The organism is Bacillus sp. SIMBA_154, from assembly GCF_046536015.1.
GTDB lineage: Bacteria > Bacillota > Bacilli > Bacillales > Bacillaceae > Bacillus > Bacillus pumilus_P.
Genome location: NZ_JAWJBV010000010.1, coordinates 64,276 through 82,353, shown reverse-complemented (window position 1 = coordinate 82,353; position 18,078 = coordinate 64,276). Strand labels below are relative to the sequence as shown.

At 38.8% G+C, this 18,078-nt stretch carries 19 protein-coding genes and 1 pseudogene; 9 read left to right on the top strand and 11 right to left on the bottom strand.

All coding sequences use genetic code 11. The features are described 5' to 3' along the window. Positions 1-15: 15 nt before the first annotated feature. Positions 16-1,179 carry an MFS transporter gene (locus R0K30_RS14225; protein WP_410611334.1) on the bottom strand — a complete coding sequence of 388 codons (1,164 nt, stop codon included), beginning with the start codon at positions 1,177-1,179 and terminating at the stop codon, positions 16-18. A 75-nt stretch (positions 1,180-1,254) separates the two neighbouring features. Here R0K30_RS14225 and R0K30_RS14220 point away from each other — a divergent pair, with 75 nt between their 5' ends. The 3 genes from R0K30_RS14220 to R0K30_RS14210 all read left to right on the top strand — a co-directional run bounded on the left by R0K30_RS14220 (position 1,255) and on the right by R0K30_RS14210 (position 3,614). Beyond that, the gene (locus R0K30_RS14220; protein WP_410611332.1) at positions 1,255-1,632 is read left to right on the top strand and encodes an OsmC family protein; all 378 of its coding nucleotides are present in this window, start codon (positions 1,255-1,257) and stop codon (positions 1,630-1,632) included. 64 nt (positions 1,633-1,696) lie between these two features. Then, positions 1,697-2,764, top strand: a complete 1,068-nt coding sequence (cax, locus tag R0K30_RS14215; RefSeq protein ID WP_099727657.1) for a calcium/proton exchanger — start codon at positions 1,697-1,699, stop codon at positions 2,762-2,764. Between the two features lie 67 nt (positions 2,765-2,831). After that, the gene (locus tag R0K30_RS14210; protein WP_410611329.1) at positions 2,832-3,614 is read left to right on the top strand and encodes a YfkD family protein; all 783 of its coding nucleotides are present in this window, start codon (positions 2,832-2,834) and stop codon (positions 3,612-3,614) included. 38 nt (positions 3,615-3,652) lie between these two features. Here the strand turns inward: R0K30_RS14210 and R0K30_RS14205 are convergent, their stop codons facing one another. From R0K30_RS14205 to yfkAB, 8 genes are all read right to left on the bottom strand, one after another. Continuing rightward, positions 3,653-4,219 (bottom strand): stage II sporulation protein M, encoded by a 567-nt coding sequence (locus R0K30_RS14205; protein WP_410611327.1) that lies wholly within the window; start codon positions 4,217-4,219, stop codon positions 3,653-3,655. Continuing rightward, positions 4,212-4,874, bottom strand: a complete 663-nt coding sequence (locus R0K30_RS14200; protein WP_060595779.1) for an ATP-binding cassette domain-containing protein — start codon at positions 4,872-4,874, stop codon at positions 4,212-4,214. The genes R0K30_RS14205 and R0K30_RS14200 overlap by 8 nt, the downstream gene beginning before the upstream one ends. Before the next feature lie 14 nt (positions 4,875-4,888). Continuing rightward, positions 4,889-6,445 carry a hypothetical protein gene (locus tag R0K30_RS14195; RefSeq protein WP_410611324.1) on the bottom strand — a complete coding sequence of 519 codons (1,557 nt, stop codon included), beginning with the start codon at positions 6,443-6,445 and terminating at the stop codon, positions 4,889-4,891. A gap of 18 nt (positions 6,446-6,463) precedes the next feature. After that, complete coding sequence (locus R0K30_RS14190) at positions 6,464-7,177, bottom strand: YIP1 family protein (protein ID WP_410611322.1); 714 nt, start codon at positions 7,175-7,177, stop codon at positions 6,464-6,466. Positions 7,178-7,755: 578 nt separating this feature from the next. Then, a complete protein-coding gene (locus R0K30_RS14185; protein WP_099727656.1) occupies positions 7,756-8,475 on the bottom strand; it encodes a YebC/PmpR family DNA-binding transcriptional regulator in 720 nt (239 codons plus the stop codon). Between the two features lie 131 nt (positions 8,476-8,606). Further along, positions 8,607-9,008, bottom strand: a complete 402-nt coding sequence (locus R0K30_RS14180; protein ID WP_249705291.1) for a nuclear transport factor 2 family protein — start codon at positions 9,006-9,008, stop codon at positions 8,607-8,609. Positions 9,009-9,110: 102 nt separating this feature from the next. Beyond that, the gene (locus tag R0K30_RS14175; protein WP_099727654.1) at positions 9,111-9,947 is read right to left on the bottom strand and encodes a mechanosensitive ion channel family protein; all 837 of its coding nucleotides are present in this window, start codon (positions 9,945-9,947) and stop codon (positions 9,111-9,113) included. Between the two features lie 7 nt (positions 9,948-9,954). Continuing rightward, positions 9,955-11,076: a radical SAM/CxCxxxxC motif protein YfkAB gene (gene yfkAB, locus R0K30_RS14170; RefSeq protein WP_249705292.1), complete on the bottom strand. Its 1,122-nt coding sequence runs from the start codon at positions 11,074-11,076 to the stop codon at positions 9,955-9,957. Positions 11,077-11,224: 148 nt separating this feature from the next. On the opposite strand from yfkAB, the gene R0K30_RS14165 reads away from it, so the two are divergent. Further along, positions 11,225-11,416 carry an SE1561 family protein gene (locus tag R0K30_RS14165; RefSeq protein WP_034323464.1) on the top strand — a complete coding sequence of 64 codons (192 nt, stop codon included), beginning with the start codon at positions 11,225-11,227 and terminating at the stop codon, positions 11,414-11,416. Positions 11,417-11,530: 114 nt separating this feature from the next. After that, complete coding sequence (gene pdaA / locus R0K30_RS14160; protein WP_410611370.1) at positions 11,531-12,310, top strand: delta-lactam-biosynthetic de-N-acetylase; 780 nt, start codon at positions 11,531-11,533, stop codon at positions 12,308-12,310. A gap of 34 nt (positions 12,311-12,344) precedes the next feature. On the opposite strand, the gene corA is transcribed toward pdaA, so the two are convergent. Next, positions 12,345-13,304 carry a magnesium/cobalt transporter CorA gene (gene corA / locus R0K30_RS14155; protein WP_099727651.1) on the bottom strand — a complete coding sequence of 320 codons (960 nt, stop codon included), beginning with the start codon at positions 13,302-13,304 and terminating at the stop codon, positions 12,345-12,347. Between the two features lie 132 nt (positions 13,305-13,436). Beyond that, positions 13,437-13,943 carry a stress protein gene (locus R0K30_RS14150; RefSeq protein ID WP_410611317.1) on the bottom strand — a complete coding sequence of 169 codons (507 nt, stop codon included), beginning with the start codon at positions 13,941-13,943 and terminating at the stop codon, positions 13,437-13,439. A 435-nt stretch (positions 13,944-14,378) separates the two neighbouring features. Between R0K30_RS14150 and R0K30_RS14145 the strand changes: the two genes are divergently transcribed. From R0K30_RS14145 to R0K30_RS14130, 4 genes and pseudogenes are all read left to right on the top strand, one after another. Next, complete coding sequence (locus tag R0K30_RS14145) at positions 14,379-15,248, top strand: DNA-3-methyladenine glycosylase family protein (RefSeq protein ID WP_230031560.1); 870 nt, start codon at positions 14,379-14,381, stop codon at positions 15,246-15,248. A 96-nt stretch (positions 15,249-15,344) separates the two neighbouring features. Beyond that, positions 15,345-16,736 (top strand): 23S rRNA (uracil(1939)-C(5))-methyltransferase RlmD, encoded by a 1,392-nt coding sequence (rlmD, locus tag R0K30_RS14140; protein WP_410611315.1) that lies wholly within the window; start codon positions 15,345-15,347, stop codon positions 16,734-16,736. 5 nt (positions 16,737-16,741) lie between these two features. Continuing rightward, a pseudogene (locus tag R0K30_RS14135) lies at positions 16,742-16,869 on the top strand (peptidoglycan-binding domain-containing protein); the annotation flags it as partial. Between the two features lie 384 nt (positions 16,870-17,253). After that, complete coding sequence (locus tag R0K30_RS14130) at positions 17,254-18,015, top strand: class I SAM-dependent methyltransferase (protein ID WP_410611313.1); 762 nt, start codon at positions 17,254-17,256, stop codon at positions 18,013-18,015. Positions 18,016-18,078 lie beyond the last annotated feature (63 nt).

Below are 18,078 nucleotides of genomic sequence, written 5' to 3'. Positions count from 1 at the left end.
AATTGATCCTCCATTTTAATTAGTTTCAACCATTGCCGTCGTTCTCCCAAATCGAACGCAGCAAAACACGAATAGAATCACGATGCTGACAAGGTAAAGTAAATTCATCCCCTCAAACGTTTGAACAAAGATTCCTCCAAGAACCGGTCCAAGAATACTGCCTGCACTAAACGCCATCCCGCACATTAAATTACCGGCAGGAAGCAGATGCTTTGGCAATAAGTCGGTCATATAACTGATGCCAAGTGAGAATGTAGAGCCTACAGCCATTCCGGCAATAAAGAAACAAATTGCAACAGTCAAAACGGATTGAATGAAAATACCTGCCAAAAGGAAAAAGAAGGACCCAGCGAGTGTGACACATAAAATGATTCGGCGTCTGCCAAACCGGTCGCTGAGCATGCCAAGAGGAAGCTGAAAGACAATGCTTCCAATGGCAAAAGCAGGTAAAATAAATGCAACAGCATCTACTGTCACCCCGCTTCTTAGTGCATACACAGGGAAGTTACTATTGAGCGTCGTTTCTAAAAAGCCGTAGCAAAAAGGCATCATAAAGGCCACCCAGCCAAATTGAAAGGCTTTTTTGAAGCGCTTCAAACTGTTTGTTTGCTCTGACGTCTGCATTTCGCCTGTATCTGGATATGTATTTTTTAAAACAAACACAAGCAGCCAAATACATAAACTAACGGCACCAGAAACGATAAAAGGCAATGATGGATTGATTTCAATCAGTGGAGTTAAAAAAGGCCCAGCGGCAAAACCGAGTCCAAAGGATAACCCGTACAATGAAATATTCCGCCCGCGATTTCTAGATGACGAAGCATAGGTCACCCACGTCTGTGTGGAGAAATGCAGCATATGGTCACCAATGCCAATCATAAGCCGCAGGAAGAACCAGACGACATAAGATTCAAAAAAGACAAAGCTGAACAAGCTTAAAAAGACCGCAGCGCCTCCAATGACGATTAACGGCTTAAAACCAAAACGGCGAAGCGGCGCTTCCATAAAAGGAGATGCAAGCAGCACGCCGAGATATAAGCCAGTGGCATGCAGTCCGTTTAACGTAGGGGAAGTGCCCGCATGTTCGAAAATAATGGATATAACAGGAAGTAACGCTCCCTGTGAAAAGCCAGATACGGATACAAGTAAAATTAAAATCATAAAGTGAATTCTCGGCATAAGAAGCTCCTTACAAGTTCATGCTTTCATCGTACAATGGAACCATAGGGGTTTCAATAGAAAGGTGGAAAAGGAATGAAGCTGACATACGAAAATGATCGGTGGGTGGCACATACTGATGATGGACAGCTGCATATTTCAGGAAAAGAAGAAGCTGGATACCGGCCATATCAATTGTTCATCTCAGCTATTGCAGGTTGTTTTGGAGAAATGCTTATTCATGTATGCGGGAAAAAACGAATATTCTATGAAGGGCTGACCATCACACCTGAAACGACAAGAGAAGGAGCGGCAAACAAAATCTCCCGCATCCACTTACATATGACCTTTGAAAGCATCAGTACCTCTGATGAACAAATAGAAAAAGTGATGAAGCTTGCAATGAAGCATTGTTCCATGGTGCAATCCGTTAAAGGAAGTATCGACATCACCATGTCACACGAGCGAATCTAAATGTATACGATGCCGGCACTCACGAAAGAATAACAGTCAGACATATGAAAAGGAGAATGGCTGTATGAATCGTTTGTTTCTTGTGATTGTCGCAATCGGTGTTCCACTATCTGTCATTGGCAGTTTTCTTCACTTCCCGCAGGTTGTCATGTTCGCTGTTTATTGTATCGCCATTATTGGTCTTGCTAGTTTTATGGGAAGAGCCACAGAAAGTCTTGCCATCATTGCGGGGCCAAGAATCGGTGGACTATTAAACGCTACATTTGGAAATGCAGTGGAGTTAATCATTTCGTTTTTTGCCTTAAAGCAAGGGCTGACTGCCATTGTACTTGCTTCATTAACTGGATCGGTCATCGGGAATTTACTGCTCGTGGCAGGGCTGTCTTTTTTCGTTGGCGGATTAAAATATAAGCGCCAAGAGTTCAATGTCCACGATGCAAGGCACAACTCTGGCTTGCTCATGTTTGCCATCATTGTGGCGTTTGTCATTCCAGAAGTGTTTTCAATGGAGATGGCAGAGGATAGACAATTTGTTTTAAGTATTGGCATTAGCATTGTGATGATTTTGATATATGTCGCAGCGCTTTATTTCAAACTGGTCAGCCACCGAGGAGTCTATGTTGCCAAGCAGGAGAGCGTGAACGGTAAATCTGAAACGGAAGAAGAAACACCTGAATGGTCCGGGAAGTTTGCCACTGTGATCCTGCTGCTTGCAACGATTGCAGTTGCGTACATTTCAGAGCGGCTCGTTCATACATTTGACACGGTCGGAGAACAATTTGGCTGGAGTGAGCTGTTTATCGGGGTCATTATTGTCGCTATCGTCGGCAATGCAGCGGAACACGCCTCTGCTATCATCATGGCGTATAAAAACAAAATGGATGTGGCGGTGGAAATTGCCTTCGGCTCAACGCTTCAGGTCGCCATGATGGTGGCGCCTATCCTTGTCATCAGCTCTCTTTTTTTCGAAAAGCAGATGCCGCTGATTTTTTCCTTACCAGAACTCATTGCAATGGCATCCGCTGTCTTACTGACGGTCATTCTATCAAATGATGGTGATACGAACTGGTTTGAAGGGGCCACATTACTCGCTGCCTATTTTATTATGGCGATTGGATTTTTCCTTTTATAATCTTTTGTGGATAAGGGACGTCTTTGCGGAAAATACTATGGAAAAATGAATGAGAAAGAGTGATGATATGAAAAAGATGCCCCGCATCATGTTTGTTGTTCTCTTATCCTTAAGTTTTCTATACAGCTTTCCAGCCGAGGCGGCTAAGCCGTTTAAGATACCATCGTCTGTCGCCAGTATCTCAAAGGAAAATACGTATCCAAACGCGTCACAAGATCAGCCGCTGCTTCAGCCGAGCGAGCTGACGGCCGAATTATTTAAAACAACGAATGTACCGATTGAAAATACCCATTTGATTAAAATGCTGAATGAATCCAGCATCTCAGGAACGCCGTTAGCTGTTGGATATCGTGCGACCATTTTCCTCGGAAGATGGGCACTGAGCTACGATTCAAATGAAACCGTCGCCAACTGGGAATACAAAAAAGTGAACACCAATCACATTGATAACAGAGGCGGAAACAAAACAGCCATCGGCAAATATGTTCAAAAGCAGCAAGTGAAAGTAAGCGGAGGGCTCACAGCAAAAGTACCAAACCCAGAAGATGTGAAAACATTGATGATGCAAAAAGCCATCCAAAAAACAAAGCTGCCGCTCGCCTTCGACACGGTGATTGGCGCAGGAACAAAACGAGATCAGTCATACCATGTTTCTCCGAAAAAAGCAGCATCACTTCATGCCTTTGCACCAGCCATTAACGAAAAAGGAAAGGTCACATACGGAGAAGTGTACCTTGTGCTAAAAGGAAATAAACGCAAACTCGTCGTGAAAAACGTGACCTCACAAGGAATCGGCGCATGGATTCCTGTGCAGGATCACCTGACGTTTGGGTTTCAAGGGATGAATTAACATAGTAAAACCCCCTCTTTCACTATAGAAGAGGGGGTTTAATTTGTCGTAAAGTTATTAATGTCAGGCGTGATATAAAACTCTATGATGGCCGAGAAAAATAATAGTATAGTTACTAGCACAAGCCCTGTACAAGTAATTTTACATATATTTCTAAAATTTATTTTCTTCTTTTTACCAAACAATAAAAGGATGGCCTCTTTCAGAAGGATAAAACCAATACCACCAGAAATCATAATAGCCATCAATTCGCTTATACCATGAGGTAAGATAAGAAGTAATGATTGTAAAGGATGCATTAAATACGGAATCGAAATTTTAAAAGCTCCACCAATCATTAATCCATTGATAAACAATATGTATACACTAGATAAACCAAAAGTAACCATTCCAACTATCATCATGATACATATAGATAAATTTTGAAAGAAATAATCAAAAAAATGACGTTGATCATTTATTCTAACAATATCCTCTGAATAATCTCCGTTTGTCATATAAAATCCCATGACCATTCCAATTGTTATGAAGAAAATAGAAGGTAAAATAAGCACTTTTAAAGCATGGTAAAAATCTTTTAAGTAACTCTTAATTGCTTTACTCATCAGTAAACAGCTCTTTTAAATTTTCTGTCGTCACGTTTGTTAATTGCTGATTCCGAAGAAGATATGTAGAGTGACTGAGCTCTTCAACAAAATCTAAAGTATGTGATGAAAAAAGCACACTTCCAAATTGAAGAAATTCTTTTAGCTTCTGAACTAATTTAATACAACTAGATGGATCTAGCCCATTAAAGGGTTCATCTAAAATAAGTAATCGAGGTTTTAATAAAAGAGCAAGTGAAATAGCTAATTTCATTTTCATTCCTTTAGAATAGTCTCTAATTAATTTGTTGGACAGGTAGTCAAGTTCAAAGAATGAAAGCATAGTATTGATTTCTGTTGAGTCTAACTTTTTGTTGTAGAGTCTAGAAACAAAATTGATATACTCGGATGCAGTTAAGTATTCATATACAAGAGAATCATCAGGTACAAAGAAAAGGTGACTTGAATAATGACGATCCTTAGGTTGCTTATCTAAAAAGCGGATAACGCCATCATCAGTTAATCGTATGCCACAAATGATCTCAAATAGAGTCGTTTTTCCTGCGCCGTTTTTTCCTATAATACCAACAGAATCATGTGGCTTAACATGAAGAGACAAATCATGGAGAATGGATTTGTTGTTAATTTGGACATGAATATTATCTAACTTTAACATTTTACTTCCCCTTTTTACTTATTTAAATTAAGAAATTGTATCTTAAGACTAGAGATTTTCAAAATAATAAAAATAAATATCAAATAAATCAATGTAGAGATAATAAAAGCAAGGTAATGCTGTTTATCAAATATGATTAGCATCAGTCCTTCCAGCAAAAAACAAAATAGAATTAGCAAATTCGCAGTCATTTTTGCTTTGCTTGAAGGAAGATTACTTACAAAATTTCTTTTAAATTCTGGATAACTAATGCTTGATAAGAAATAAATACAATTGAATAAGATCATTTGTGTTATTGCCATAACACAAATGAAAATAAAGAAAGGGAAAGACATTTGAAATATGATTGCAGCTATTGTAAAAAGGATAATGAACAGCGTGATATTAATTGAACTAGAGAGAATAATGTGACTTCGTACGATGAATTTGGGATGAATCCCAGTCAATTTCAGAAGTTGAAAACGTGCACCATGAAAATCGATGCTTGCGAGAAAGCAATATGTATCTGATAACATTTTAACAATGGCAGCTGACAGAATGATAAAAACTAAACTCTCATTAGCATTCATAAATGTTGGTATTCTATAATAAAGCAAATATAAAATAAGTATGATAGAAAATAGCGAGCTAAATAAAGGCAAGTATGTCATAATAATTTCTTGTTTTCTTTGTCTTTTGATGTAAGCAATCATTAACTGGATGAGAGACAGCTCCTTTCTTTCATGAAAGGAAAGGTGAGAAATCATTGTTTTAACCTTTCTTTTTTTTGAATTTTCACCAATGAAATGTGCTCTTACCCCATTAGAAAAAGAAGTTCGAATCAATAACATAACGATGATTAATAATGAAATTTGTAAAAAAATGATGAATTTATATTGGAAAATTTTTGGTAAAATCGCAAAAGGCATTTTGGATATCCAGTTGAAAAACCAATTAAGCATTGAATGAGATTGGAAATCTATTTTGTTGGATAAAAAAATAACAGCTAATATAGACAAAACAAAAATTCTCAGAATTGAAAAAAACAATTGGTATGCTGTCGCAATATAACGGTACCCAATGACAGATAAGTAGAAAACCGCAAATTTCATTATATAAAGAAAGCATACAGAGTTAAGTGTAAATACAATGCCTAAAAAAACCGAACCTATTTGTGAATAATGATATAAAAAAAGTGTTGGAATAAGAATTGAAGAGATTAAAACCTCTTTCAAAAATGTGGTTTCAAAATATTTTGCTAGTAACAACTCGTGAAAAGAAAGTGGTGATACAATTAATAATTTCAGGTCATTTTTTGTAGATGTTTTATAAACAGTATTTGTAATGGATTGCTGAATTCCTGTTAATAAAAAAGTAATGATGAAAAAAGTTGATATGTAAAAGATCTCGTTATGTAAAAATAAATGATTGGTATATAATTGAGTCATTATAGTGGTAAAAACTGCGCTGAATAAAAGAATGACGGATAGAGCGACATAAACAAATAAGTCATTTTTTATTTTTAATTTTGGAAGTCGATAGTAAAAAAAAGATTTTTGTCTAAAATAAATATATGTTAGTACATTTCTCATTAGAAAAATGATTCTCCTTTATCTAAAAATATGAGTTATATCACTTCCGAAAAATATAATACATACCTCAATGATTACGAAAATTATCGCAATAGCAATTAATTTTTTTATTTTCATGTTGATTAGTACATGAAATCCACATATTAACAACATATATCTCCAGATATTAAAGGGATTTATGATAAAGATGGCAAGGGCTGTTAGAAAATGATCGTACTGAGATATATTGGTGTTATCTAAAAATGGAAAGAATAAAAGGCTGATGGCAAAAAAGATTTTTGGCATTTGACTAAATCCATAAATTGAAATGGTCGTTTTGAAACTGATTTCTCTATCTAACATAAAAGTATTTAATAACAAATAGATGGTAAAAGAAGTAATGAAAAAAGTCATTAATGAAAAAAAACTCATACCTAAAGCTATTAAATATAACCACTTGCTTTCCACATGTTCAAAGCGTTCAAAAATGACTTGAATATAAAGTAAGGGTATTAAAGCAGAAAATAATAATGGAAGAGCTATGTTAGGTTTTTTATTAAGAGAGTACATCAATTCTAATGGCTGATAAAAAATCTTGAAAAATCTCATAACGTAAGAACAACCTTTCATTAAAAGAGGAGAGAATCCTCTCCTCTTTGTTAAATCTAGTATACTACCAGTGTATTGCCTGTTTTGTTCCCCACTTTGCGACAGCACCTCTAATAAGTGGGTAAGCAATTGCTCCCCAGCCATACGTAGCACCAGCAAGTCCTATTATCGTTAGAATTCCTAAACCATTATTTACAGCATTAACTATTTCCGTTGCTGTTGCAATAGTTAAAAAAAATTTCGTGGCTATTTCAAATATCAACGTCTACACCCCCTTTCATGACTTTTTGTCCTTTTTGTTTCTTACCTCACTTCTATAAAAGTCAATAACATTAAATAATAACCAAGCAAGGAAAAGGAAATAGATAATTTTTGTAAAGTGAGAGAAGTTGTTAAAGATAAACCCCATAGTAATAAATGGTATGATCATAAATCCAAAATACTGTTTCCACCATATTTTAAAAATAATAACACCACCTAACTTTTATATATAAAATTATGTATTATTTCTCGTAATCACTATAATACAACTAGACAAAGGAGTAGTAAACCTTTTTTGTTAAATTTTACACAATAATAGAATATTTAACTTTACTCTATTAAGATACGCTTTTCCTAATTTGAATATAAAGTTTTGCTTTCAAAAGATATTATGAGTTTTAAATAAAAAAGCCATAACATAAGTTTATTTAAATAAACTTATGTTATGGCAAAATTTCCTTTTATTCCCCTAAATCCACATTATGATAAACCTGCTGCACGTCTTCAAGCTCTTCTAATACATCGATTAGTTTCTCAAATTGTGCTTTAGATTCATCATCTAATGTCACTTCGTTTTGTGGAAGCATCGTGATTTCGGCGACAGTGAATTCTTCGACACCGGCTTGTTTGAATGCTTCTTGTACGTGATGGAATTGATCTGGCTCAGCGTAGACGATGACCGTTTGATCTTCTTCCATGATGTCACGTACATCAATGTCTGCTTCCATTAAGAGCTCAAGCGTTTCTTCTTCGCTTTTCCCTTCGACACCGATGACCGCAGTTTGGTCAAACATGTAAGCAACAGATCCACTGACGCCCATGTTTCCGCCGTTTTTCCCAAAAGCCGCACGAACATCCGAAGCTGTACGGTTCACGTTATTGGTGAGGGCATCGACGATCACCATCGATCCGTTTGGACCAAATCCTTCATAGCGCAGCTCATCGAAGTTCTCTTCTGAACCACCTTTGGCTTTTTCAATCGCACGGTCCACAATGTGTTTTGGGACACTATATGTTTTTGCACGTTCTAGGACAAAGCGAAGTGCTTGGTTTGATTCTGGGTTTGGCTCACCTTGTTTGGCAGCCACATAGATTTCACGCCCGAATTTTGCGTAAATACGACTTGTATTGGCATCCTTTGATGCTTTCTTTTCTTTAATGTTGTTCCACTTACGACCCATCTTATTCACTCTCTTTCACTTAGTAAATACACAGTATGAGGGTCCCCATGCTGCATGAAATCATTCTGCCCTCTATTATACATGAATCAGTCAAGGGGATAGAAGCAAGAGGGCCGAAATGAAGAAATTCCTTAGCTGATGTGTCCAAGCTGTTCAAGCGTCTCATGTTTCTCATGAGGTCTAGTCAGCTCGTCACATTGAATGATCCTGCCGTCTAATAAAGTAAATAAAGCCATTACATCTATAAGACCACGATCTCCGCTGGTCAGCTCGACATGTACAGTGTAACGAAAACATCCTTGCTGCGTCTCTTCATCAAATAACACATCATGAAAGGCGGGGATCTTGAGCTGTTTTGTCATTTCTTTTAATGTGGATAGATGCTTTTTAAATTCATCAAGCATGGAGACCTTTCCATCGGTCACTTGCTGATAGTCAGGAGAAAAATAAGTCTCCACCTTTTGTACATCTAATTCAGTTAATACTTCCTGATACATTTTCTTGATGAAAAAAATCGCTTCTGCCTTTGTCATCTATAAACATCCTCTCTTTTTATTAACTGACTAACTAAATAACATTATAATTAACTGGTTAACAAAAAACAATGACAAAAAATAACCTCACAAAGAATGAGGTTATTTTGCAGGCTGAGGATAAACGAGCTCTTCAAGCAATTTGACATCGTGCTTATGAAGCTGCTTGATGATTTCTTTACGTACAGCGAGGGCGGCTTCGAAGTATTTTTCATCTTCGACCATCCCTTTCACAGTGATTTCTATCCCGCGATTAAGCTTATTGAGACCCATAATTCCATGAACCTGAAAGGGTTCAATGGCGTTTTGGAATTCATCTTTTTTGAGAAAATCATGATGCATTTGATTCAGCTGGTCACAAGCTGATTCAAGCGCTTGAAAGGCGATGTCTGGGTTCTGATTGGCACTAATTAACACCGACTCCGTGATACGCATGTAATGTATGTTGTAGTTTTGAATTTGCCGGATGTCTCCGTTAGAAATGGTTAACAGCTTGCCGCTCCATTCTCTAATTTGCAGAGAACGGAGACCAATTTCTTCAATGGTTCCATTAAAGAGATTATTCACCGTCACGTAGTCACCTTTATGAATCTGCCGTTCATAGATCAGGAAGATGCCTGCTAAAATATCACGAATCAGCGTCTGGGCGCCAAAACCGATGACGATTCCGGCAACACCAGCACCAGCAAGAATTTTTCCAAAGTCATGAAAGAAGAGAGAAATGACATAGAACACAAAGCAAATTGAAGCTGTGTACTTCGTCACAGATTTGACCAAGCTCTCGATCGTTTTCTTCTTCTTATCTTCAATAAACTCCGTTCGTTTAAAGAAAATTTGAAGGGCTTTGTTGATAATAAAGACGGCAAACCAAAGAACAAGCCCAACAATTAGAATTTCAATGTATTTGTTCTTGACCACTGTCAGAAATGTATCGTCCATTTATCGGTTACCCCCTGGCTGTACGAGAAGTAAAATCAACATCTTGATAATAGCTGTTTTTCACAAGAACATTCGGACCAAGGCATTGCACACTTGGACAATGACAATTCAGTTCTTTCGCTAATTTCGTGTCCATCCAGCGTGTATATGCAGATTGCAATGTATCGGTTTCAATATTTCCAAGCGGCGGCGTATCGCCAAAGTCTGTCACAATAATATTCCCATCAAAAATATTCACATTCAACCTTGAGCGGCCGTCAGGATCATTTCGTACAGTGATATTTTTCTCCTGGCGCAATCGCTTTAGGAGGCGATGGTCTTCTTCATTTGTGCTGCATGAATAAAATGGCAAGGTGCCAAACAGCATCCATGTGTTCTCATCACGAATATCAAGCAGCTGATGAATCGCATCACGCATTTGCGGAAGCGTTAATGACTCAAGTGCACTAGCGAAATCGCTTGGGTACATCGGGTGAACTTCGTGACGCTGACATTTCATCTCCTCCACGATTTGACGATGGATGTGTTCAATGTAAGGAAGCGTGCGCTTATTGAGCATGGTTTCAGCGGATACTGTGACACCCGCTTTCACAAGTGCCTGACTATTTTCGATCATGCGGTTAAATAATTTTTCGCGCTGCTGCAAGGTTGGTTTTCTATCCATCATCGCAAAGCCGACCGTTGCAAACTCTTCGACAGTGCCCCAGTTATGTGAAATGTGCAGAACATCTAAGTATGGAATAATCTCTTCATAACGCGCCAAATCAAGTGTTAAGTTTGAATTGATTTGTGTGCGGACGCCGCGTTCATGGGCATACTTTAATATAGGTACGACATATTCCCGCACAGACTTGAGAGAAAGCATTGGCTCTCCGCCTGTAATACTTAGTGAGCGCAAAAGCGGAACTTCCTCTAAACGGCGAAGCAGCAAATCAAGTGGCAGTGCATGTGGGTCCTTTGGCTGCAAGGTATAGCCAACCGCACAGTGCTCACATCTCATGTTACATAAAGTCGTTGTCGTCAGTTCAATATTTGTCAGCTTCATTTCTCCGTAATCCTGCACATCGAGATAGGCTTCCCAAGGGTCGTATGCAGGTGTGATCGGACGAAGTGCTGTTTTTTGATTCATGGTATCTATCTCCTTTTCATTCGGGCAAACGCAGACCCGCCAACAGTTAATTTTAAGCCCCATGCCCGTTATACGCAAGGGGGGGAGACAATTGATTTATAAGAGAAAGAAAGATAAGCTATAAACAAATGCTAAAGGGAGTGTATTTATGGGCAAGGCAGCAGACAGCAAAGAGCAGCAGGTTGATTATTTAAAGAACCGATTAGATATGTTTATGAATGTGATTGATTCATTAGATCCCGAATCAACAGACGTTGAGGATATAGACAGACTGATCCAGATGATTGACGATCTAGAAGCGAAATATGAACGGTTTAAAAAAGATTGGAAGGAAGAATAGCTCGCGCGGATGCGGGCTTTTTTCTTTAAATTGGCAGGTGAATGGACGTATGAGTCTCGGTCATATTCTGCACAATAAAAGAAAAACTGGGAAGTGACGTAGATGAAAAAATATATGCTGATCTGTTTATGTGTGCTTTTTGTTTCAATGCCTCTGTCAGAAGCAGCAGCCGAGTCTAATAAGCCCATCCACTGGGGATTCGCTAAAAGCAAAGAGCACAAACCAGCAGATGCTGGAAAGGAAATGACGACACTCCTAAAAAAATATGATGCCTTTTATTTAGGAAACACGAAAAAGAAAGAGATTTACTTCACATTCGACAATGGCTATGAAAATGGGTACACACTTAAAATTTTAGACGTGCTGAAAAAACACCAAGTACCAGGCGCCTTTTTTGTGACAGGGCACTTCGTGAAGGATCAGCCGCAGCTTGTGAAACGTATGGCAGAGGAAGGACATATCATTGGCAACCACTCCTATCACCATCCAGACTTAACGAAAAAGAGTGCGAAAGAAATTAAAGAAGAGCTAGACAGTGTAAATGAAGCGGTGTACAAAATTACGGGAAAACAAGATAACCTCTATCTACGTCCGCCGCGCGGGGTATTTAGCGAAAGAGTATTAAAGGAAACAAAGAGGCTTGGCTACCAAACCGTTTTCTGGTCAGTTGCCTTTGTGGATTGGCATATCCATCATCAAAAAGGAAAACAATATGCCTATGATGAAATGATGAAGCAGGCACATCCAGGTGCGATTTATTTACTTCACACCGTCTCACGAGACAATGCCGAGGCACTGGATGAGGCCATCACAGCTCTTAAAAAACAGGGGTATTCCTTTAAAAGCCTAGACGATCTCATGCTTGAAAAAGTATGGCATTTGCCGCAGCTATAGAAAAAAGCTTGCAGAGGAACTGCAGGCTTTTTGGTTATTTAAAAATCCGGAACCACCCTTTATGCTTAAACCATAAAAGCATACCCGAGACGAGCAGACCCATGAAAATAAGCACGCCAAAATAGCCGTATTTCCAGTGCAATTCAGGCATGTTATCAAAGTTCATCCCGTAAACCCCAACAATAAAGGTCAGTGGGATAAAAATAGTCGACACAATCGTCAGTGTCATCATAATCGCATTCATCCGATTGGAATTCAGCGTCTGATAGCTGTCTCTTAAATCTGCTGTCATGTCTCTGTTCGACTCGACAATCTCTGTCAATTTTAGAAGGTGATCATAGATGTCATTGAAATAGGCTTGGCGATTTTTGTCGTTTTTCATCATGTTCATGTTCACGATACGGTATAAAAGGTCTCTCATCGGAATAATTGTCCTTCTTAGCTTTAACAAGTCTGACCGAATCCCGAATACTTCGTTCATTAAAGTGCCATACGTTTTATGACCTTCTTCATCTTCAATCTCATTTAGCCTGTCTTCAATTTGATAAATAATCGGGAAATAATCGTCAACCAGATCATCAATCAGCATGTAGGCAAGATGTTCAGGTCCACTATTTCGTGCGTGTTCAGATGCTTTTAGCTTTCGAATCACACGATCAATGTATGGTGCTTCCTTTAAGTGAAAGGTGACAATATAACTTTCACCAACAAACAGATCCACTTCCTCTGAACGAAGTGTTTTTTGATTGAGCGCATGAAGAACGAAAAATAAATACTCTTCATAAAAATCAAGCTTAGGCCGCTGTAAATAATGGAAGCAATCTTCAATTGAAAGCGGATGAAACTGAAAGAATTCCTTCAGCAGCGCTGCTTCTTTTTCCGTTGGCGCATGAAAGTCAATCCAATACCAGGCGATATCGGGGCTTGAAAGCTGCTGCAATGTTGCATGTTCAATCAAGTCTCCGTTTTTTGTCACTGCAAGTTTTTTCAGCATATACACCCCTCCAGACTTGCATTATATCATGAAGCAGCGTGCACAAACTTATTCATCTTATCCACAAAAAAAGCCGATCTCATGATTGAGATCGGTCCATGTGCGTGTATGATTGATGGATAAAAGCGAGAATTAAGGACGACGGAAGTTGACGAAACCACCGTTACGGTCAAACCAGCCTCTAAATGCCCAGTTGATGTAGCCGCCGTCACCTTTATTTGTGAAAGATCCATTTTCAAATACCCAAACTCCGTAAGTGATGCTTCCGTATTTCACAGTAGCGAACGTTTTGACTCCGCTAAAACGAGTTTCGTAGCCTTGGCTTAAGTTAAATACCATGACATTGTATTTAGCGCCAGCAGCATAGAAAGCAGACTCCATTAAACCTTTGACAAAGCCTTCACGGTTTGTGTTTGCATTTGCAGCATTGATCAGTGCATTTGCAATTCCAAGAACGTCAAAGTTAATGTTTACGTTTGCCGCATTTGTCGATGCTTTACCTTCAGCAGCTTTGTTTAAAACAGTTTGCTGAACAGTTGTTGAAACTGGAGCAGCTTTTTGCTCAGCAGCATCAGCGAATACTGGTAGTGTTGAAGAAACAGCAGTGGCAAGGGCAACAGAAAGAATAGTTTTTTTCATTGGTCGGATCTCCTTTGTTTTTGAATTTTTTGGGTCTTCTTTTTCGTAAAACGTGAAACTAGGTGAAGCCGGTAATCAATGAGGTAAATATGTTCCTGCAAGATGAAACAAATGATTGCCTAATCCGCTAATTCCTTTGTTCACCTCCTTGATATGTCATAATTATACAAATATTTTTGAAATAGAAGATATCACCCAGAGGTTCTATTTCTAATTTAAGGAAAATGATCCTAAAATGTTGAATAATCGTGTCGAATATTAGCTAAATTCGACTAAAACTTTCATCAATCCAAAAGGAAAATGACCAAGAATAAGGAAGATATAACTGATAAATTCTTGTACTCTTTATATTTAAAAGTATTCAATATAGAGAATGATTCACGCAAAATGAAACAATCACATCCGCGTGTGTTTACAGAAAGGAAGAGGAAAAACATGTGGGAAAAACAGCTGGTGGTTGAGCCGCCATATCACTTTGATCAAGTGCTCAGACGCTTATCAAGTGATCCATTAAAGGCAGTCGATTTAAACAAAAGAGAAATCAAAGTGCCGATGAGATTGGATCAAAAGCCGTACGTGGCAGTCGTTCAAGCCACAGGAACAAAAGAAACGCCTACGTTTCGGGTGCAATCAAACGGCCCTGAGGAACCCATCATTTCTGAAGTGAAGCGGATTTTTGGCATGGAGCATCAATTACACGTTGTTCATAACCATTTTTCTCAAACGAATCTAGCGTCTATTTTTGAACGTCACATCGGAACACCGCTCATGCTGGACTTTCATTTATATCATTGTTTGATGAAATGCATCATTCATCAGCAGCTCAATCTTGCGTTTGCTTATGAGCTCACGAAACGGTTTGTTCATTCGTACGGTGAGCAAATAGAAGGCGTTTGGTTTGACCCTTTACCGGAAACCATCGCATCGCTTGAAACAGACGATCTGAGAAAGCTCCAATTCAGTCAGCGGAAGGCAGAATACGTTATTGATGTATCAAAGCGAATTGTGAGCGGCTCTCTTTGTTTAGAGGAATTACACGATTTGCCGGATATAGAAATTGAGGAACGTCTGCTTCCGATTAGAGGCATTGGACCTTGGACGGTTCAAAATGTCCTGATGAATGGACTTGGAAGACCAAATCTCTTTCCGGTAGCAGATATTGGTATTCAAAACGCCATCAAACGGCACTTTGACCTGCCTGAAAAACCGACAAAAGAGGAGATGGCAGCCTTAAGCAAGGAGTGGACGCCTTATTTAAGCTACGCTTCCCTTTATTTATGGAGAAGCATTGAGACAGATAAATAAATGAAAGGCATTTTCTCTCTTTGTCCAAGTCGTGATATACTAATGAGATGGAATAAAATGAGGACAACCTATAACGGTTCAAATAGAACGGAGAGAATGAAATTGAAAGAAAAACAGCAAGGGGCCCTTCTGCAAAAGGGGCAGCAGTTCCCGCTTACCATTAAACGCCTTGGTATTAATGGGGAAGGGGTCGGTTATTTTAAAAAGCAAGTGGTCTTTGTCCCGGGTGCGCTTCCAGGTGAGGAAGTGGTCGTTGAAGCAACAAATGTACAGGCAAAATATGCAGAAGGTACGGTCAGAAAAGTGCGAAAGCGCTCGGAGCATCGAGTGAAGCCGCCATGCCCAGTATACGAGCAGTGCGGCGGCTGTCAGCTTCAGCATTTGGCGTACGAGCAGCAGCTAAAGGAAAAACGTGATATTGTCATTCAATCAATGGAACGACACACGAAGCTATCGGTTGAAACGCTAGACATTCGACCAACGATCGGCATGGAAGATCCGTGGCACTACCGGAACAAAAGTCAGTTCCAAGTAGGGCGGTCTCATAGCGGCGACATCATCGCTGGGCTTTATGGACTGAATTCTCATAAGCTTGTGCCGATTAAGGAATGTATTGTGCAGCATCCGAAAACGAACAAAACAACAGGCGTTGTCCGCAAAATTTTAGAGAAATTCGGCGTATCGGTTTACAATGAACGGACAAGAAAAGGCGACGTGCGGTCGATTGTCGTGCGAGTCGGCTTTGAAACAGGTGAAGTACAGGTCGTCCTTGTCACATCAAAACCTGAATTTCCAAAGAAAAAAGAAATTGCCGAAGCCATTCAAAAACGTCTGCCAGAAGTGACGTCCATTATGCACAATATCAATGGCGAAAAAACGTCGGTCATCTTCGGGCATAAAACATCTCAACTAGCAGGCAACATGGTCATCCAAGAATTTTTAGGAGACGTCTCATTTGAACTAAGTGCACGTGCGTTCTTCCAATTGAATCCGAAGCAGACATTAAAGCTTTACGATGAAGCGAAAAAAGCGGCCAAACTGACAGGAAAAGAAAAGCTCGTCGATGCCTATTGCGGCGTTGGCACCATCGGCATGTGGCTCTCAGATGGCGCAAAAGAAGTCAGAGGAATGGATGTCATCAAAGAATCGATCGATGATGCCAAGAAAAATGCCAAAAAACACGGCATGAAACACGCAACCTATGTGACAGGGACAGCTGAACATTGGCTCCCAAAATGGGTCAAAGAAGGCTTCCGCCCTGACGTCATCGTCGTGGACCCGCCAAGAACAGGCTGCGAAAGCACCTTCTTAGACACCGTCAAACAAGTCAAACCAAAACGCTTCGTATACGTCTCTTGCAACCCATCCACACTAGCAAAAGACCTGCAATACATGTCAAAAGACTACAAGATCGAATACATGCAGCCAGTCGACATGTTTCCGCATACGGCGCATGTGGAGTGTGTGGTGTCTTTATCCCTTAAATAATAAGAATTGACGGCTATGATGGACCAAAAACAGCAAATGCGGTCAAACGATTCCAACCATGCATGGACACAGCAGAATTGATGGACCGAAAACGAAAACAGCAATAGAAAAGGCACATTATCTAAATGAATAAAAGACCCTTCCAACAGGAGGGGTTTTACTTTAACTAACAATCTATTTTATTTTTTTCCTAAGCGCTCATTTCGTATTCTCTTCTATCATTGTACTTAGTACTCTATAATGAGACATCCATCAGGAGCCCTCGATTCTCAAACAAATCATTTTTTATTGTCTCACTCAAATATCAGCTGTATGAATATAAAATAAATTTTAAAAACCCAAAAAGGCATATAATAGCCAATCAGGGTCTTTGGCAAGGTACTCTTTAAACACAATTTTTACAGGGAGTTATTAAATATGAGACTGAAAGAACATGAAATATAACAACTTTATACATTCGTAAGAGGCCCACCAAATATTTAATCATTAAAACTGCAAAATGATTATTGGAGGGATTATGATGAATGACAAACAGTTTTCTTCATTTATAAAACAAGCAGATGAACCTTTTGTTGGGTGGGATTTCTCATTCATATCTGAAACTGGAAGAATGAAAAGTGAGTTGCTTTCATGGTCATATGGTAGTATAGCTATTTCTCTTGTTCAAAGTGCAAAATCAATACTAGATATGGGAACAGGTGGTGGAGAGTTTTTATCAAAATTAAGACCTTTTCCAACATCAGTTTATGCTACAGAAGGTTACATGCCTAATGTACCTATCGCAAAAGAACGATTAACACCTTTAGGAGTTAAGGTAGTTCAAATTGATAATGATGGAATTCTTCCGTTTGAGACTGGAAAATTTGATCTTATCATCAATCAACATGAGTCATTTTCATCTAAAGAGGTGAGAAGAATTATCTCGAAAGAAGGTATTTTTCTAACACAACAAGTCGGTGGACTCGATTGCATAGAGATTAATGAACATCTAAGGGAACCAATAAATGAGGAATTTATTGATTGGAACTTAAAGCTAGCTTTAAAAGAAATACAGGAGAATCATTTTGAGGTTTTGAAAAGTGCCGAAGAGTTCCCCATTCTAAGATTTTATGATATTGGAGCATTGGTGTATTATCTTAAAGCAATTCCTTGGCAAGTGCCAGGTTTTGAAATAAGTAATTTCAAGGATGAATTATACACCATTCATAAAACCATTGAACAAAAGGGTTATTTTGACGCAAAACAACACCGATTTATTATTTTAGCTAAAGCAATATAGTTGGAATTGGGGCCTTCGATATATTTGAAGGCTCCATTCTAATTCTGAACTAATACCACTCCT

Coding starts and splice junctions, on each gene's coding strand:
- R0K30_RS14225 (WP_410611334.1), bottom strand. CDS start 1,179: ATGCCGAGAATTCACTTTATGATTTTAATTTTACTTGTATCCGTATCT.
- R0K30_RS14220 (WP_410611332.1), top strand. CDS start 1,255: ATGAAGCTGACATACGAAAATGATCGGTGGGTGGCACATACTGATGAT.
- cax (WP_099727657.1), top strand. CDS start 1,697: ATGAATCGTTTGTTTCTTGTGATTGTCGCAATCGGTGTTCCACTATCT.
- R0K30_RS14210 (WP_410611329.1), top strand. CDS start 2,832: ATGAAAAAGATGCCCCGCATCATGTTTGTTGTTCTCTTATCCTTAAGT.
- R0K30_RS14205 (WP_410611327.1), bottom strand. CDS start 4,219: ATGAGTAAAGCAATTAAGAGTTACTTAAAAGATTTTTACCATGCTTTA.
- R0K30_RS14200 (WP_060595779.1), bottom strand. CDS start 4,874: ATGTTAAAGTTAGATAATATTCATGTCCAAATTAACAACAAATCCATT.
- R0K30_RS14195 (WP_410611324.1), bottom strand. CDS start 6,445: ATGAGAAATGTACTAACATATATTTATTTTAGACAAAAATCTTTTTTT.
- R0K30_RS14190 (WP_410611322.1), bottom strand. CDS start 7,177: ATGGCTGGGGAGCAATTGCTTACCCACTTATTAGAGGTGCTGTCGCAA.
- R0K30_RS14185 (WP_099727656.1), bottom strand. CDS start 8,475: ATGGGTCGTAAGTGGAACAACATTAAAGAAAAGAAAGCATCAAAGGAT.
- R0K30_RS14180 (WP_249705291.1), bottom strand. CDS start 9,008: ATGACAAAGGCAGAAGCGATTTTTTTCATCAAGAAAATGTATCAGGAA.
- R0K30_RS14175 (WP_099727654.1), bottom strand. CDS start 9,947: ATGGACGATACATTTCTGACAGTGGTCAAGAACAAATACATTGAAATT.
- yfkAB (WP_249705292.1), bottom strand. CDS start 11,076: ATGAATCAAAAAACAGCACTTCGTCCGATCACACCTGCATACGACCCT.
- R0K30_RS14165 (WP_034323464.1), top strand. CDS start 11,225: ATGGGCAAGGCAGCAGACAGCAAAGAGCAGCAGGTTGATTATTTAAAG.
- pdaA (WP_410611370.1), top strand. CDS start 11,531: ATGCTGATCTGTTTATGTGTGCTTTTTGTTTCAATGCCTCTGTCAGAA.
- corA (WP_099727651.1), bottom strand. CDS start 13,304: ATGCTGAAAAAACTTGCAGTGACAAAAAACGGAGACTTGATTGAACAT.
- R0K30_RS14150 (WP_410611317.1), bottom strand. CDS start 13,943: ATGAAAAAAACTATTCTTTCTGTTGCCCTTGCCACTGCTGTTTCTTCA.
- R0K30_RS14145 (WP_230031560.1), top strand. CDS start 14,379: ATGTGGGAAAAACAGCTGGTGGTTGAGCCGCCATATCACTTTGATCAA.
- rlmD (WP_410611315.1), top strand. CDS start 15,345: ATGAAATTGAAAGAAAAACAGCAAGGGGCCCTTCTGCAAAAGGGGCAG.
- R0K30_RS14130 (WP_410611313.1), top strand. CDS start 17,254: ATGATGAATGACAAACAGTTTTCTTCATTTATAAAACAAGCAGATGAA.